The organism is Bifidobacterium aquikefiri (genome assembly GCF_002259795.1).
Lineage (GTDB): Bacteria > Actinomycetota > Actinomycetes > Actinomycetales > Bifidobacteriaceae > Bombiscardovia > Bombiscardovia aquikefiri.
Genome location: NZ_MWXA01000005.1, coordinates 26,024 through 42,966, shown reverse-complemented (window position 1 = coordinate 42,966; position 16,943 = coordinate 26,024). Strand labels below are relative to the sequence as shown.

Below are 16,943 nucleotides of genomic sequence, written 5' to 3'. Positions count from 1 at the left end.
TATTCCGCACTTTTACTGTCAACACGCGCTTACTCGCTGTAAACGTTCGTGCTGTATGCGCTTACTTTCTATTGAATGCCGCTATGATACCCGCAACGATGGCAACCGCGCATCCGGCAAGCAAGCCCATTCTGAATCCTGTCACGCTGGGAATGCTCGTCCCCTTGACTGCAATGCTGGTGCCGGCCAGAATCGCAGCAATCACGGCCGATGACACGGAAGTTCCTATCGATCGCATGACTGTGTTGAAGCTGTTCGACGATGCCTTTTCGCTTGCGGGAACGCCGTTCATGATGAGCGTTGGCATGGCACCGAAGGCGAATCCGGTTCCCATGCTGCCGATACAGGATGCAATCGTCAGACCGATCAACGAATGCATGACCAGTGCTGCAAGTCCATATCCGCATGCCATGATCAGCGCGCCGCTGATCAGCGTTGTCTTGGCGCCATATTTCGTCGTTATCTTGGCTCCCAGCGATGATACGGCCATCATCGCGAAGCCGCTCGGCGCCATCCACAGACCCATCTGCAGCATGGTCTGACCGAGGCCATAACCCGTCGAGCTGGGAAGTTCCATGAGTTGCGGAAGTATCAATGATTGGGCATACATGGCGAAACCGACGAAGATGGATGCGATGTTCGTGATCAAGACATTATGCCGTCTGATGATGCGCAAGTCCACGAGCGGATTCGTGAAGCGCAGCTCCCAGAATCCCCAAGCCACAGCAATGATCACAGTGCCGATGAACAACCCCAGAATCGAAGGACTCGTCCAGCCCCATGAGCTGCCCTTGATGATGCCCAGCAGCAGGCACAGCAGAGCGACTGCAAGTCCGAGCGCCCCGACAAAATCGAAGGGAGCATAGTTGTGTTCGTGATGTGGCTTCGGAATCAATACATAGATCAAGACAAAGATCAGCGCTGCGATGGCGAAATCGACCCAGAAGAGGCCGCGCCAGCTCACGTACTGAATGATTGCCGCCGAGATTGGCAGCCCGAGAGCTCCGCCGATGCCCATGGACGAGCTCATCAGCGCGATCGCCGTGCCCACGCGTTCTGGGGGAAGTACGTCGTGCAAGAGGCTGATGCCGAGCGGAACCATGCCCGTGGCGATGCCCTGCAATGCTCGTCCAACAATCATGACTGCGATGTTGGGCGCGATCGCGCAGATCATCGAACCGATGACCAGAGGAATCAGCGCCAGAAGCAGCATGCGCCGCTTGCCATAGGTGTCGGCAAGTTTGCCGAGGATTGGCATGCCGACGGCGCCGGTGAGCAGCGTGACGGTCACCGCCCACGCGGTGACTGAGGGGTCTGCGGAAAATAGCTTGGGCAGCTCTCCCACCAAGGGAATCACCAAGGTCTGTGTGAGCGAGGATGTGATGCCTGCCGCTGCCAACACCGCGACGATGACCGCCGGCCGCGTATTTTGCGTTCCACTCGCTGTTGAATCTATGCCTTGCGAGTCACCTTCCGTGACTGTGGTTCGCTCCAGCTGTGTATCTGATGCGTTCATATGCTTATCTTTCGTATGCGTGAATCTTTATTTCCTGTGTGTTTGACAGAAGCATCATCTGCATGAAATCGTTATGTGTCATACACTCAATATGCATAATACACAGTTATGCATAACACACAAGTTATGCAATGTACATATTTGAGCTACACTCGGTGAACATAGGGAGTCATGCCAGAGGAGGATTGGATGAATAGCAGTCACAACCGCAAAGAAGCGTTGCAAGAGCTGGAAGATGAGACGAGCACTCAGGACCCAAAACTGCTCGAAGATATCGTTACCATCGAATATGAATCATTGCTGTTGGGAAAACGACTTACTCGAGTGGCCGGCTTTCGCGACCATCAGATCGGCACGCTCGATAGAAGTGCCTACATTCTGCTCGTCAGTCTTGAACATGAGCCGCAATCCATCGGTGAACTCAGTGCCGTCACAGGACTGGATGCTTCGACTTTGAACAGACAGACCGCTGCGATGCGCAGGAGTGGCCTGATTGAACGCATAGCCGACCCCAATGGCGGGATGGCAAGAAAATTCAAGATATCTCACAGTGGAGCACAAAACCTTGAAAAGCAACGCCACAGGAATCTTGGTGCGTTATCAACAGTGCTGAGCGATTGGTCGAGTGAAGAGATCGATAGCTTTGCACAAGCGCTTACGCGCTTCAACACAGCCATTCAGGAGCGCGTGTCATTCAATGGAAGGTAACGTGCACTTCTATTATCGCTGCCTCGAGCAATCAGGTATCAATCTCAGGTGTCAATCTTCGTGCGATCGAAGTCATCGGCATTGTCGACAATGAACTGCTTGCGCGGCGGCACCTCGTCGCCCATGAGCAACGAGAACACACCAGAGGCATTTTCTGCATCCTCCATGCGGATGCGGCGCAGCATCCTCGTTCTCGGATCCATGGTGGTATCGGCCAACTGATCGGCATCCATCTCGCCAAGACCCTTGTAACGTTGCACGTCCTCGCGGAAGTCGATGCGTTGCTTTCTTAAGTCCGACAGTCGCTGCGCCAGCTCGTCATCCGAATAGGTATAGATGTATTCGCCCTTATGCTTGCCAGCCAACGCTATGCGATGCAGGGGTGGGACGGCAGCGTAGACGCGTCCCGCCTCAATCAGTGGTCGCATGTAGCGATAGAACAGCGTCAGCAGAAGAATGCGGATGTGGGCTCCATCAACATCAGCATCGGTCATCATGATGATCTTGTGATAGCGAGCCTGCTTGATATCGAAGCTTGCTCCAGAACCCGCACCCACGACCTGGATGATTGCGGCACATTCCTTGTTCGAAAGCATCTGGTTGAGCGACGCCTTCTGAACGTTCAAAATCTTGCCACGAATGGGCAGCAGTGCCTGAAACATCGAGTTTCTTGCCGCCTTGGCCGTACCCAAGGCTGAATCACCCTCAACGATGAACAACTCCGCTATGTCATCATTGCCAGGTTGCGAATCAGAGAGTTTGGCAGGCATGGAAGCCGATTCCAATGCATTCTTGCGTCGAGTGACTTCCTTGGTCTTGCGTGCCTGCACGCGGGCATGCATTTCGCCGACAATCTTGTCGAGCACTCGAGCAGCCTGATCTTTGAACCCACGTCGAGATCCATGTATCATTTCGCCAAACTGCTTATCGGTCATGCGTGTCACAATGGGCTTGACCTGAGCAGTTCCCAGCACATCCTTCGTCTGTCCTTGGAATTGCGGCTCAGCGATGCGCACGGTAACCACCACGACCAGACCAGCAAGGATGTCCTCACGTTCGATCTTGGTATGCGAATCCCTCAGATTGACCTTGAGCTTCCTCGCGTTCTCCTCGACGCACTTGCGAACCTGCCGGGTCAAGGCATTGAGATATCCATCGACATGCATGCCTCCCCCGGGTGTCTCCACAACATTGACGAAGCTGCGCATCGTAGTCTCATAGCCATTGACCCAACGCATCGCAATGTCAACACCACACACGCGCTTGACCCTCTCGGCCTTCAGCTCGCCGTTAGGTTCGACCTTCTGCGTCTCCTCCTCATAGTTGGCTTCACCGGTAACATGCCAGATATCACTGATGGGCTCTCCGACAGTGAGAAAGTCGACAAAGTCCTTGACACCACCTTCATGCATGAACTCAACGACACGATGATGTGTTGGAGTGGTACCGAGGGATTCGCTCAAGTGCTGATCAGCGATGACATCGCTATGATCGTCAATGCCCTCAACATTGTGTTCGCCAACGTGTTCGCCAACGTTTTCATCAATGACTGAAAGCTTCAAGCCCGGCACAAGAAAGCTGGTCTGACGGACCCGGTCAATCAGCTGGTCATAACTGAAATGAGCGGTCTCATTGAATATTTCAGGGTCTGCCCAGTATCGAATACGCGTGCCGGTGGTTTTTCTGGATACCTTGCCCACTTCCCGCAACTCGGTGGGCTTGTTCTTGCGGGTCCTGACAAAATGCGAAGCGGGTGATGGGTCGTTGGAATCTGCATCTTCAAAGATTCCCGGATGACCCTGATGGAATTCCATCCTGTAGGTCTTCCCATTGCGATCCACCTCAACGTCGAGACGGGTGCTCAATGCGTTGACCACGGATGAGCCCACACCATGAAGACCACCGACCGCGTTATAGGAAGAATTACCGAATTTCGCACCGGCATGCAGCTTCGTCAATACGACTTCAACGCCCGTAAGCCCCGTTTTTGGCTCGATATCCACGGGGATGCCGCGGCCGTTGTCCGCCACGGTAATCGAACCGTCGGTATGCAGCGTTACCGCAATATGTGTGCATACACCCGCCAATGCCTCATCAACGGAATTATCGATAATCTCCCACAGACAATGCATCAATCCTTGACTATCGGTCGTACCGATATACATTCCCGGACGCTTGCGTACTGCATCCAGACCTTCGAGAACCGTAAGGCTCCTTGCGCCATACGAATCCGCCATGCCACTTCTCCCCTGTTCCGACAGTCCAACCATCTCATGAGTCCGTTCACACCGACACCGTGCAGATATCCTGGTGGTGTGAACCTCAACTCATCATTGATCCAGGAAGTCACGCAAAGTCTGAGAACGCGACGGATGACGCAGCTTCGACATTGTCTTGGATTCGATCTGACGAATGCGCTCACGCGTGACACCATAGACACGTCCTATATCATCGAGCGTCTTTGGCTGACCATCCTCAAGGCCATAGCGCATCTTGATGACACCAGCCTCACGAGGGCTCAAGGTCTCGAGAACCTGCCGGAACTGTTCCTGCAGAAGTGAAAATGCTACGGCATCAGAAGGAGCAATCGCATCGGTGTCTTCAATCAGATCGCCAAACTCGGAATCCCCGTCTTCGCCCAGCGGCGTGTGCAACGAGATAGGTTCACGGCCGTACTTCTGCACTTCCTGAACCTTCTCGACAGGCATGTCAAGCTCTCGCGCCAACTCGTCAGGTGTGGGCTCACGTCCCAAGTCCTGAAGCATCTGGCGTTGAACGCGAGAGAGCTTATTGATGACCTCGACCATGTGAACAGGGACACGAATAGTACGTGCCTGATCAGCCATGGCACGGGTGATTGCCTGCCGAATCCACCAGGTCGCATATGTAGAGAACTTGAAGCCTTTCTTCCAATCGAACTTCTCCACAGCGCGAATCAGACCGAGGTTGCCCTCCTGAATCAAATCCAGGAACAGCATGCCACGCCCGGTGTAGCGCTTGGCCAATGAGACCACGAGTCGAAGATTGGCCTCCAAAAGGTGATCCTTGGCCTTCTTGCCATCGGATGAAGCCCATTTCAGTTCACGCTTACGTCTGAAATCCATGTCATCAAGCTCGGTCTCCAACAGATGTTGAGCATAGAGCCCGGCCTCAATGCGTTCAGAAAGATCGACCTCCTGCTCGGCATTCAGCAGGCTGACACGACCAATCTGTTTAAGATAATCCTTGACGGGGTCTGCCGTGGCTCCGGTGGCAATCACGCGACGTTTCGGATTGCCTGAAGGGGTGATGTTCTCGTCATCGTCAGAATCGCTGACCACGAAGGCACCCTTGGCCTTGATCACTGGGATGTGAGGAGAACGACGTGAATGATGCCCAGAGCCCTGGGCATGCGAATCATTCGTATCGTCGTCATCGTCGGAATCGTCGTCAGCATCGTCATCGGAGTCACCATTATTGTCTGCAGAATCGTTGTCCGAATCGCTCGAATCGTTACTGTCTTCGTCTTCCAGCGCGTCGTCGTTCAAATCGATATCTTCATCATCAGCGTTGGAGTCGTTATCAAGATCCTCGGAAATGTCACTATTCTCCAGCTCGTCATCTTTCTTCGAAATCGGCATTTTCTCGGATTCCGTAGTCTTGGACTTGGCTGACTTCCTCTTTCGTGGGGAAGGCGACTTTGGGGACACTTCTGCCCTGCTTCGTGACTTTGAGACACGTCTGCTAGGAGTTTCCTTGGTTTTCTCCTGCGTTGCCGTACTCGAAGTTTGTGTGCGTACCGTCTTCTCAGCCGTATCCTTTGTGGCCAACATATCCTCCTGGAAGTTCTTGTCCGCTACCTATCAGCATTAAGGCCCAATTATGGCAAGGGCAAATTGTCAACTAATAGAGTGAACCATCTTCCAAGGACGATTATTCCCGAATTTCTCAATCTTTGCTCTGCGCGGGAAACATATTATGTTCCAATGCAGAAAGAATGATCGAAGCCAGCGTACAGTTTGGATCACATTTGAGACACGCTTGAGCCCATATATACGCAGAGTGATCACCCATCCACCATTTCACATAGGTGATGATTGCGAGCAGCGAAGCACCTTTGGGATTGTCAATATGCCCGGCTGCATGTTCAAGAATCGCCAGGCCACGATTGCATCGGCTTCTGATCTCAATGTCAGTCGCACGGGCAAAGGCTTCTTCAAGATTGTTTCTGATGATCTGCACAGAACTCGGGGCATATGGGTTATCGAAGATAGTACGTATGCGTTCGAGATTCCTGCAATCCTCGTCGCCAAGCAACGAGATAATCAGCAAATCTCTCAGCGTTATAGAACGCTTGATGCCCGCGTCAAGAACGCGTATGGGTTCTTCGCTGAGCGTTCCTGACGATGACTGAATCAGTGTCAGCCATTCCTTCAGTGGTCTGGCCACCGTTTTCCAAGATGTTCTGCTCCGTCTTCTGGTACGTGGCAAGGGAGATGACGTCGTTATGGATGCTGTCATAATTGATATTCCTCACTGTGAAGAAGTGCAGCAGGCAACGAGCGAAACTCTCGACAAAAGCAAGAATCGATGCTCAACCACTACTGCATGTCGTATGGATACGGTTTCAACCCAGACTGTGCGATTTCTCATTAGGGAAGAGACTGTTCCACAACAGTGTCATCAACATTGACCCACAAACAACGTATCTCAGTCATGTGGTCGAATGTGAAATCCCATGTGTTCAGGTGCCCTTATTCCCACTTGCATCACGCATAGCCAAGAAGAGCAACCCGGAATACCACACGATATCCTCATCGCATTCAGTCTGGAAACCCGACAAAGATCGTGAAAAGCGGTTAGTCTCGTAGATATGACGATCCCTGACGACATTGCCGCAATCAACCACCGCATCTCCTTTCTTGTAGACCGACATCTGGGGGCACCTGCTGGAACAGGTATCCCTCGGTCATGCCAGGACATATACGATGCCGTCATATGCCAAGGGCAAGCATCGAATGAAGGCGGAAAAAGACTGCGCGCCCGATTGCTCCTCTCCATCTATGATGCAATTCAGGGGACCCGTTCAGCCGATCGAGACGCGGTCATGGATGTGGCGTGTGCCATCGAGGTCTTTCAGACCGCTGCGCTCGTTCATGATGACATTATCGACAATTCACATCTTCGCCGGGGCAAGCCTTCGGCTCATGTTGCGCTCACCTCAGCTTTGGCTCGGATGGCAACGGCAGAAGATCCTGCCAACGCGCTGCCTTCTGCGGTTGAACACATTCCGCACATTGGCGCGGGTCTTGGCATCATGCTCGGGGATCTTCTTTCGACTGCGAGCATTGACATCGTAAATGCCATCAGCAATCACATGGAGCATGGAGACGGAGTGCTCGAGGCTTTTCTGAACATGCATCGCGAAGTCGAAATTGGTCAGGTGCTTGATCTCGCGGTAGAGCAGGTTCCTTTGAACGATCCTCACCGTCTGGCTGAGGCATCATTGGCAGTATTTCGATGGAAAACAGCCAGTTACACGACTGTGGCTCCTCTGACCATCGGTATGCTGGCCGCTGGGGCAGATCCACACAACGCAGCGGCGGCGATTGGCACCAATCTCGGAACCGCCTTTCAACTGGCCGACGACCTGCTCGATATCATCGGAGATCCTGCGCGAATCGGCAAGCCAACAGGCGGAGACATTCGTGAGGGCAAGCGAACGGTGTTGCTGAGCGATGCGCTCAACTTGTCCAATCAACGCGACCGATCCTATCTCATCAACGCATTCACGGCTGATCATAGAGACGAGGGCGACGTCAGAGAGATCACTCGCATTTTCAAGGACAGCGGTGCCTTCGAAGCATCTCGCAAGCGTATCTCATATCTGTGGTTTGAGGCTCAGCATGCAATCAATCGCACTGCGCACAAGCTCCAATTCTCCGAGAAGGCATGTCATGACGTGATTCAATGCTGTTCTCTTTTCATACCGGAAGCTCTTCGGTAGGTCAGATATTTCAATGTACATCCACTCATCAGCAATACGATGTGCCTGCATATGCTCCTATGCGTGTATTTTTAGCCAAGAAGCACAAACCGGCGAATGCATTTGACGAGCGCGAACCTTACGATACCTATATGAGTGAAGAAGCGTATCCATCCGAACAGCGTGCAGTCAAGGGAAGTGTGATAGAGGGGCGCTATCGCATTGTCCGCAAGATTGCCGAGGGGGGCATGGCAACGGTATTCGAGGCGGTAGATGAACGCCTTTCGCGCCATGTTGCATTGAAGATGATGCATATGCAGCTCATTCAGGGAGCGCATCGCGAGCAGTTCATCGAACGCTTTCATCGTGAGGCACGTTCATCTGCATCCATCGCCAATCCACATATCGTTCAGGTCTATGACACAGGAATCTATGAGGGCGTTGGCTTTCTGGTCATGGAATATGTGCATGGAGTCAATCTTCGCTACGAAATGAACCAGCAGGGTACCTTCAGTGTGCACGAAACGCTGCGAATACTCTCTGAAGTTTTGGATGGGTTGTCATCCGCGCATACGGCTGGCGTGGTACATCGCGATGTCAAACCAGAGAACATACTTATCAACGATCGCGGCCATGTCCAACTCACCGATTTTGGTCTGGCCAAGGTTGCGTCCCAGGCAACGCTCTCGACCACTGGCATGCTGCTGGGAACGGCGGCATATCTAGCACCCGAAATGATTGAGTTCAACGAGGCCATTGCCCAGGGCGACGTATATGCATGTGGCATCATCGCCTATGAAATGCTTACCGGTTCGGTGCCCTTCGTTGGCGATAATCCCGTGACAGTCATCTTCAAGCACGTTCACAGCGACATTGCACCCTTGACAGATGTATGCCCGGGTATTGATCCTGCTGTTTCCCACTTCATCTCACGCCTTGCATCTCGCCAAGTGGCAGACAGACCGAAGAATGCTCAGGAAGCATTCGAGGAATTGCAGGAACTCTCCACAAGTCTATCCCCACAGGATCAGCATTTTCAGATGTCAGTACGAGATCCAATCTACAAGACTCAGCCCGCCCAAACGCGCGCCGAAACCTCTCCACTTGCGCTCAATTCGCCTACGAGTGTCTTGTCTGCGGTTGCAGACAAGACTACGACGCATGCCACACAACCGGTGATGCCACGATCACGGCTCAGACTTGTTGCAGGCATCGTCGTGCTGCTGTTGCTCATCGGTGCCTCAGGCACCTCGGCATGGTGGTACTTCCTGGGCCCGGGCAGCTACCTGAGTCTGCCCATGCCCACTGATGTCACTTGTTCTGCCAATCAAAGCTGCACGGTGAACGGTGCATCCTGGACACGCTATAAGGGTATGCTCCGCCAGATTGGCATATCCTTCTCAGAGTCCGAGGAATTCAGCGACTCAGTGCCCAAAGGTTCCATCGTTTCCAGTAAGCCCGACACGGTCGGTTCCCATATCAGCAAACGTGGAGGCTCTGCAAGTTTTGTCATCTCCAAAGGCATTCGTCAGGCAACGATTCCTCAGGATATTCTCGATGCGACGACAGCCCACGGAAAATCCCCTCTGGATGCACTGAAGAGTGCGGGCTTCAGCAATATCAATCACGATGCCGGCGCGGATGAATATTCTATCGATGTTCCTGAAAATGCTGCAATCAGCGTTGTTCCTGAGCCTGGCACAACCACGAACCACACCACCAGCGTCACCGTGGTGCTCTCAAAGGGACCCAAACCTGTGAGCATGCCAGACATCGTTGGCTCGACCAAGGCTTCGGCACAACACCAGCTTGAAGAGGCGCAACTCAAATCGAGTTTCACGGAAGACTGGTCGGACAGCGTTGACAAAGGCAAGGTCATTTCCAGTAGCGAGGAAGCAGGTGCACAGCTGCATTGGGGAGATCCGGTCTCCGTCGTCATTTCCAAGGGACCTCAGATGGTAACAGTTCCGGACGTTCGCGGAAAGAATGAGCAAGATGCAAGCTCCATCCTGAAGGCACTCGGATTGGATGTGAAAATATCAGCGCCCCTCGGTGACCTTACACAGACCGTCCGCCTGCAAAGTCCTGATCCCGGCAAACAGATTCGAATCAGGGACACCTCGGGCAATCCCACCGTAATCACGCTTACCGTGGTCTAAAGGATCGCTCAGCGCGACTGTGTGCCATCCTGAAGTTTGCGAGCTGCAATGTCTTTCTTTGCCACCTGCGCATAGATGTCGACATACTCCTGGCCGCTGAGTCGTGCAATCGCCTCCATCATCTGGTTCGTGAGCGAGCGAATCTGCTCGTGCGTCAGTTCATCCTCGGCAATTTTCGGAACTTCAATTGGCTCGCCAAATAACACCTTGGTTTTGCCCTTCAGCGGCAGCACCTTGCCCTGCTTCTGCAATTCACGTGTTCCGACAAGAGCTGCCGGAACAATCGGCGAACCGGTCTCAAAGGCAAGACGTGCTACACCGGTATGCCCACGATATAACCTTCCATCAGGGCTTCGGGTACCTTCAGGATGAATGCCAAACAGCTCCCCCGCCTCAAGAATGTGTCTGGCTGTTTCCAGTGCTCCAAGAGATTTTGATCCTCCAGAACGGTCCACAGGAAACACTCCGACCGAGGTAAACCACCACTTCTTGAAAGCTCCCTTGAATCCCTTGCCAGTGAAGTACTCGGACTTACCCATGAAATGAATCATCCGGGGACTCACCAGGGGCAGCAGTCCATCATCAATGACCGCCAGATGGTTCGATGCAATGATTGCTCCGCCCTGTGCCGGAATATGTTCGAGACCAGAAACCGCTGGACTTAAACGTCGGCGAGCGAAAGGTCCGATGAGCTTAACGAAAAACCAATACAGCATGTTCCTCCTGGCCAGCGGATTGCCAACCGCTGAGGTTAAAATTATAAGTATGACCGAGCACAAGAATACCAATCCGTTTGACGAGCAGCCAACTTCGGGTGATGACAACGCGTGGAATCACGATTCTCAAGACAAGGACAAGGGTTCCGCACAATCAAAATCTGACGACTGGGCAATGTTTCTTTCAGAGCACCAAGACGATATGGGTTCGATCGAACACTCCCGCAATGCCAAAAGATTTGAGAAACACGTGAAGCGTGAGCAGAAGAAAGCTGCGCTCAATGTACGTGATCTCAGGGCAGATTCCTTCGCAGATACGCAAGGTGCAGATCGGGGTCCTCGCGATTTCACAGGGAGCAGCTGGTTGGATACCGACGATGTTATGGATGAAGGCAACGATTTTGTGCCACCGAACCCTGCAATAGGACCGGTTCGAAGCACAACGCTTGTGTACGTCATCTTTATCATTCTGGGCGTTCTCGCCTTGGGTGCAGCAATCTTTATCGCTCAGTTCGCATCCCTGCTCGGCACGATTGGAGGCGTTCTGACCATACTCGGTGCTGCAGGACTGTTCTACCAGCATCGCGGCCATACAGAAACAAGGCGTGACCCATTCGATGACGGGTCACGCGTCTGATCGCTACACTTGCATTACTCGCATCACTCAGTAATCGTTGCCTTGAGCGTATAAGCCGGTAGACATAATCCCGAATTTATCCAGGCACAGCAACCCAAGGTGGCTTATCCTGGCTTCAGCGCTGGGCTACCGAAATCCAGCGTTCCAGAAGTGCGTGTGCAGCTCCAGAATCGACCGCGCTCTCCGCGATCCCATAGGCCTGCTTGAACCGCTCGGTAAGTGTTGCCTCGTTGGAATCGAGAAGATGCTGATCAGCGACAATGGCCGATGCAGCATTCAACAGTGCAGTGCTGCGTGAGGGAACAAGTTTGCCGGCAAATAGATCGCGCGCAACCTGAGCGTTGAACGCAGGCTCGCCACCCTTCAGGTCAGCAACATCGATTGCAGCTAATCCCAGCTCGACTGTGGGATCGAACTCGGTCTCGTGAACCTGTCCATCACGAATTTCCCACACGGAGACAGGTCCTGTCGGAGCCATCTCATCAAGCCCTTCGGAAGATGTATAGACCATGCCGTCCTGACCTCGACGAGCATAGACGGCAGCCATCATAGGACTCAGTTCTCGCTTCGCGCATCCGATGGCCACATGGTTCGGCTGAGCGGGATTCGTCAATGGACCCAGAAGATTGAAAATGGTGGTCACACCAAGCGCAGAACGAACAGGTCCTGCAAAGCGCATCGATGGATGGAAAGTCTTGGCGAACGCAAAGGTTATGCCCACTTCGTCGCCTATCTCACCCACTCGGGATGCCGGAATATCAAGTGGCAGGCCAAGGGCTTCAAGACAATCTGCAGCGCCGCATTTGCTTGTGGCGGCACGATTGCCATGCTTGACGATCTTCACGCCTGCGGCGGCAGCAATGATTGCGCCCATTGTGGAAAGGTTCACGGTTGCAGCCCCATCGCCACCGGTTCCAACTATGTCAGTTGTTTCACCAGAAACATGCAGTGGCACCGCATGGGAGACCATCGCCTTGGCCGCACCCGCAACTTCTTCGCTCGTGAATCCAAGCGCTGACTGAACTGCCAGGACCGCCGCTACGGGTACAGGATCCGCCTTGCCGCTCATAAGTTCGTCCATGTACCACTCAGACTGTTCCGTAGAAAGATGTTTACCTGCCACCAATGTGGCGAGTGTGGACTTCCATGTAAACGGCTCAGTCATAATTCCTCCGAATGTGAATGGTGATGTTGAGTGGGACTTTCCTTGGTTGCTGCGAAAACAAGCAGCCGATAACGAAAACCCGCTTCCCTTACTGCACGATATTAGCGCACAATAAAGCAGCGGGTTATTTCAGACCATGGTGAGAGGTCTAGTGTTTCTCATTTTGACCATGGCACATCTTGTATTTTCTTCCTGAACCACATGGGCAGGGAGCATTCTTTGATGTTCCTGGATATGTCTTGCCATCCGACCATGGAGAACGAAGTTCCTCATCCTTGGGGCGTTTGACCTTGACGCGAGAATCCGCATGACTCATTGGCTCTGGACCAGTGATGCCAACATGCTGTGCATCGGTCTCATGGTGACGGGCATCTTCGTCAGCCGCTGTGTCAACAATATCCTGCTGTTCGTCAAGGGATTCGCTCTGATCCTCTGCCCCGGCCCCAGCAGCGATGTCAGACTGTGCAGCGGTGACTTCCACTGTTGTCGTGCTTTCAGCTCCGGACTTATTGTCGCTATCGGTATCGCTCACCGAAGGCTCACCGAGCTGATCCTTTGTGGAATGAATGGCGAGCTGTGTCTGGGCGGAATCAACTGCGGCATCTTCATCACGTTCAGAATCTGGATCTTCGGTTGCCGCAACCTGTTGAATGTCCACATTGAAGAGCAGCTGCACAGATTCTTCCTTGATGGCTTCAATCATCGAGTTGTACATCTGATAGCCTTCACGCTGGTATTCAACCAGTGGATCACGCTGACCCATGCCACGAAGACCAATGCCGTCCTTCAGGTAATCCATCTCATAAAGGTGTTCACGCCACTTGCGGTCAAGAACCGCGAGAACAACGCGTCGTTCAAGCTGACGCATGCCCACTTCGCCGATGACGTCTTCGCGTGCCTGATATTGTTCATCAGCATCCTTGACGATCGCCTTCTGCAACACTTCCGCGGCCTTGTCGGCCTTGAGCTTCGCGATGGACTCCTTTTCCTTGTCCTTGTCGATGCTTACAGGATAAACGCTGGATAATGCCTCCCAGAGTCCGTCAATATCCCATTTATCTGGCTTGTCAGAGCCATTGTTGGCGCCTCGCATGTACGAGGCGACGGTGTCACTGATGAAGCGCTCGATATCGTCATGGATGTCCTCGCCCTTCAGCACAGCCTGACGTTCCGCATAGATGACCTGACGCTGCTTGTTCATGACGTCATCGTATTTCAGAACATTCTTACGAATCTCAAAGTTTCGAGATTCAACGGCCTTCTGAGCATTGCGAACACCCTTCGACACACTCTTGGCCTCGATTGGCTCGCCCTCCGGCATGCCCTTTGACATGACGCGTGCCACGAGCTGCGTATTGAACAGGCGCATCAGATCGTCTTCAAGGCTTAAATAGAAGCGGGACTCGCCAGGATCACCCTGACGACCGGAACGACCACGCAGCTGATTATCGATACGACGCGATTCGTGGCGCTCAGTCCCGAGCACATACAAACCACCAAGGTCGACAACTTCCTCGTGTTCATCCTTTGCCTGTTCCTTCACCTCTTGCAAAGTCTCAGGCCACATCTTCTCATATTCCTGAGGCGTGTCCTCAGCTGAATATCCCTGCGCACGAAGCTTTTGGTCGGCAAGGAACTCGACGTTGCCGCCGAGCATGATATCGGTACCACGACCAGCCATGTTGGTCGCCACTGTCACGGCATCCTTACGACCCGCAACTGCAACGACTGCAGCTTCCTTCGCATGCTGCTTGGCATTCAAGACCTGATGAGGAATCTCTGCCACATCAAGCAGGGACGAGACAACTTCGGATGACTCAACGGAAGCAGTACCGAGCAAGACCGGTTGCCCCGATGCATGGCGCTTCGCCACATCCTTGACGATTGCCGTGAGTTTCTCTTTTTTGGTGCGGAAAATCAGATCGTCCTTATCTTGACGAATCATCGGACGATTCGTAGGAATTGGAATCACGCCAAGCTTGTACGTTCCCATGAACTCAGCAGCTTCTGTTTCGGCGGTACCAGTCATGCCCGCAAGCTTGTCGTACATACGGAAGTAATTCTGCAGTGTGATTGTTGCGAAAGTCTGATTCTCAGCCTTGACCTCAACGTTTTCCTTGGCCTCGATTGCCTGGTGGAGACCCTCGTTGTAGCGTCGTCCAGAAAGAATACGGCCGGTGTGTTCATCGACGATAAGCACCTCACCGTTTTGCACAACATAGTCACGGTCTCTGATGAAGAGTTCCTTCGCCTTGATGGCGTTGTTCAGATACCCAATAAGCGGCGTGTTGCATGGCTCATAAAGGTTTTCAATGCCAAGGTAGTCCTCAACCTTGGTGATGCCGGGATCGAGAATGCCGACGACCTTTTTCTTTTCGTCGACCTCATAGTCTTCATCACGGCTGAGACGGGGTACGAGTCGAGCAAACTGACGATACCAGCGGGTGACATCGCCCTCAGCAGGCCCGGAAATGATCAGAGGAGTACGTGCTTCATCAATAAGGATGGAGTCGACCTCATCGACGATGGCAAAGTTATGGCCGCGCTGAACAAGATCGGACTTTTCCCAGGCCATATTGTCTCGAAGATAGTCAAACCCGAATTCGTTGTTGGTGCCATAGGTGATGTCGGCCTCGTACTGTTTCCGACGCTCAGCTGGCTTCTGATCGGTAATGATGCAGCCTACATTCATGCCGAGGAAACGGAAGATGCGACCCATGAGTTCTGACTGATAGCTCGCGAGGTAATCATTGACGGTAACAACGTGCACGCCCTTGCCCGAGAGTGCATTCAGATAGCTTGGCAACGTTGCAACGAGCGTCTTTCCCTCACCGGTTTTCATCTCGGCGATGTTGCCCCAATGCAAGGCTGCACCACCCATGAGCTGCACATCGAAGTGACGCTGACCGAGAGTACGGCGAGACACCTCGCGCACTGTAGCGAATGCTTCCGGCATCAACGAGTCAAGTGACTCACCGTTATCGATGCGTTGTCTGAATTTTCCGGTCTGAGCCTTCAAATCCTCATCACTCATAGCCTTAATGTCGTCTTCAAGTGCATTGACGGCTTTCGCTACGTTCTGAAGTTTACGAAGCTGGTGACCTTCGCCCATGCGAAGGACTTTGTCCAGGACTGCTACCACGTTGAGCTCCCTAATGTGTTGCATCTGCAACAACTAAACAACAAGGTGAAATGCCTAATATGAATACTAGGCACAAACTTCGTCCATAGTACTTGAAAGCGCGGATTTTACCTAACATGAGTTTCACGCTTTCAGCTATCCTAAGGGCTGCTTTTGTTCCATGAATATGGGTCTGCAATGATGTCGATCACGGCAGACCCATATTCGCTACTCATATATGTACAAACTGCAAAAAATTACTTCGATACGTTTTCAGGCGTGTCAATTTCAAAGACACCGTAGCTCCAACCGTGACGGTGATAGACAACGGATGGCCTTCCGGTCTCCTTGTTGACGAAGAGGAAGAAATCGTGCCCGATGAGTTCCATTTCGTAAAGAGCCTCGTCAATGCTCATTGGCTCTGCAAGGTGGAGCTTGCGTCTGATGACGATTGGAGTATCGCCAACCTGAACCTCTACGGATTCGCCTGGACCCAATTCGCTGGCGAGAGCTGCTGCAGGGCTGTCAGTTGGCTCAGCCTCTTCGACCTCTTGCGGTTCGGGAGCAGTCTGTGGCACGACAACACCCATATCAACAGGAACGGGATTGGTATACCCGCGACGATGATCCTTACGACGATCACGGGCACGACGCAGACGAAGAGTCAGCTTATCGAGAGCCAGATCCAAAGCACTGAATTCATCCGCGCTGGAAGCCTCGGCACGAACAACGGTTCTCCCTGCAATAACCGTGATTTCAACTCTTTTTGCTGTATCCGCCTGCCTTGGGTTGCCCTCATGAGAAAGAACAATCTGGACGCGTTGCGCATCTGGGGCTATGGCAGTCACACGATTCATCTTTGTGTCAGCTACATCACGGAACCTCTGCTTAATTTGCGTGTGGCGTCCCGTTACGACGATTTCCATGTGAGCCTCCTTAATCGGGCGGTATGACCC

General features: G+C 52.8%; 11 protein-coding genes and 2 pseudogenes. 4 read left to right on the top strand and 9 right to left on the bottom strand.

Features of this window, described 5'->3' with window-relative positions:
• Positions 1-61: 61 nt before the first annotated feature.
• Positions 62-1,516, bottom strand: a complete 1,455-nt coding sequence (locus BAQU_RS04095) for an MFS transporter (protein WP_094693022.1) — start codon at positions 1,514-1,516, stop codon at positions 62-64.
• A 189-nt stretch (positions 1,517-1,705) separates the two neighbouring features.
• Between BAQU_RS04095 and BAQU_RS04090 the strand changes: the two genes are divergently transcribed.
• Entirely contained in the window at positions 1,706-2,224 is a 519-nt protein-coding gene (locus BAQU_RS04090; RefSeq protein ID WP_143241961.1) for a MarR family winged helix-turn-helix transcriptional regulator, read from the top strand.
• A gap of 44 nt (positions 2,225-2,268) precedes the next feature.
• On the opposite strand, the gene BAQU_RS04085 is transcribed toward BAQU_RS04090, so the two are convergent.
• The 3 genes from BAQU_RS04085 to BAQU_RS04075 form a co-directional block, all read right to left on the bottom strand.
• Complete coding sequence (locus tag BAQU_RS04085) at positions 2,269-4,461, bottom strand: DNA gyrase/topoisomerase IV subunit B (protein ID WP_094693886.1); 2,193 nt, start codon at positions 4,459-4,461, stop codon at positions 2,269-2,271.
• Between the two features lie 93 nt (positions 4,462-4,554).
• On the bottom strand, positions 4,555-6,036 hold the full coding sequence (locus BAQU_RS04080; protein WP_169713263.1) for an RNA polymerase sigma factor: 1,482 nt from the start codon (positions 6,034-6,036) through the stop codon (positions 4,555-4,557).
• 115 nt (positions 6,037-6,151) lie between these two features.
• On the bottom strand, positions 6,152-6,724 hold the full coding sequence (locus BAQU_RS04075) for a hypothetical protein (RefSeq protein ID WP_143241960.1): 573 nt from the start codon (positions 6,722-6,724) through the stop codon (positions 6,152-6,154).
• 352 nt (positions 6,725-7,076) lie between these two features.
• Between BAQU_RS04075 and BAQU_RS04070 the strand changes: the two genes are divergently transcribed.
• The gene (locus BAQU_RS04070) at positions 7,077-8,210 is read left to right on the top strand and encodes a polyprenyl synthetase family protein (protein WP_094693018.1); all 1,134 of its coding nucleotides are present in this window, start codon (positions 7,077-7,079) and stop codon (positions 8,208-8,210) included.
• 131 nt (positions 8,211-8,341) lie between these two features.
• Positions 8,342-10,348 (top strand): protein kinase domain-containing protein, encoded by a 2,007-nt coding sequence (locus tag BAQU_RS04065; RefSeq protein ID WP_094693882.1) that lies wholly within the window; start codon positions 8,342-8,344, stop codon positions 10,346-10,348.
• Positions 10,349-10,356: 8 nt separating this feature from the next.
• Here the strand turns inward: BAQU_RS04065 and BAQU_RS04060 are convergent, their stop codons facing one another.
• On the bottom strand, positions 10,357-11,064 hold the full coding sequence (locus BAQU_RS04060) for a lysophospholipid acyltransferase family protein (RefSeq protein ID WP_094693016.1): 708 nt from the start codon (positions 11,062-11,064) through the stop codon (positions 10,357-10,359).
• A 49-nt stretch (positions 11,065-11,113) separates the two neighbouring features.
• Here BAQU_RS04060 and BAQU_RS04055 point away from each other — a divergent pair, with 49 nt between their 5' ends.
• The gene (locus BAQU_RS04055; RefSeq protein ID WP_094693014.1) at positions 11,114-11,701 is read left to right on the top strand and encodes a CvpA family protein; all 588 of its coding nucleotides are present in this window, start codon (positions 11,114-11,116) and stop codon (positions 11,699-11,701) included.
• Positions 11,702-11,816: 115 nt separating this feature from the next.
• Here the strand turns inward: BAQU_RS04055 and trpD are convergent, their stop codons facing one another.
• From trpD to hpf, 4 genes and pseudogenes are all read right to left on the bottom strand, one after another.
• Positions 11,817-12,866, bottom strand: a complete 1,050-nt coding sequence (gene trpD / locus BAQU_RS04050) for an anthranilate phosphoribosyltransferase (RefSeq protein ID WP_094693012.1) — start codon at positions 12,864-12,866, stop codon at positions 11,817-11,819.
• Between the two features lie 148 nt (positions 12,867-13,014).
• Positions 13,015-13,194, bottom strand: a pseudogene (locus tag BAQU_RS10815) (SEC-C metal-binding domain-containing protein); the annotation flags it as partial.
• Between the two features lie 237 nt (positions 13,195-13,431).
• A pseudogene (secA, locus tag BAQU_RS04045) lies at positions 13,432-16,008 on the bottom strand (preprotein translocase subunit SecA); the annotation flags it as partial.
• 236 nt (positions 16,009-16,244) lie between these two features.
• Positions 16,245-16,913 carry a ribosome hibernation-promoting factor, HPF/YfiA family gene (hpf, locus tag BAQU_RS04040; protein ID WP_094693880.1) on the bottom strand — a complete coding sequence of 223 codons (669 nt, stop codon included), beginning with the start codon at positions 16,911-16,913 and terminating at the stop codon, positions 16,245-16,247.
• Positions 16,914-16,943: the final 30 nt, after the last annotated feature.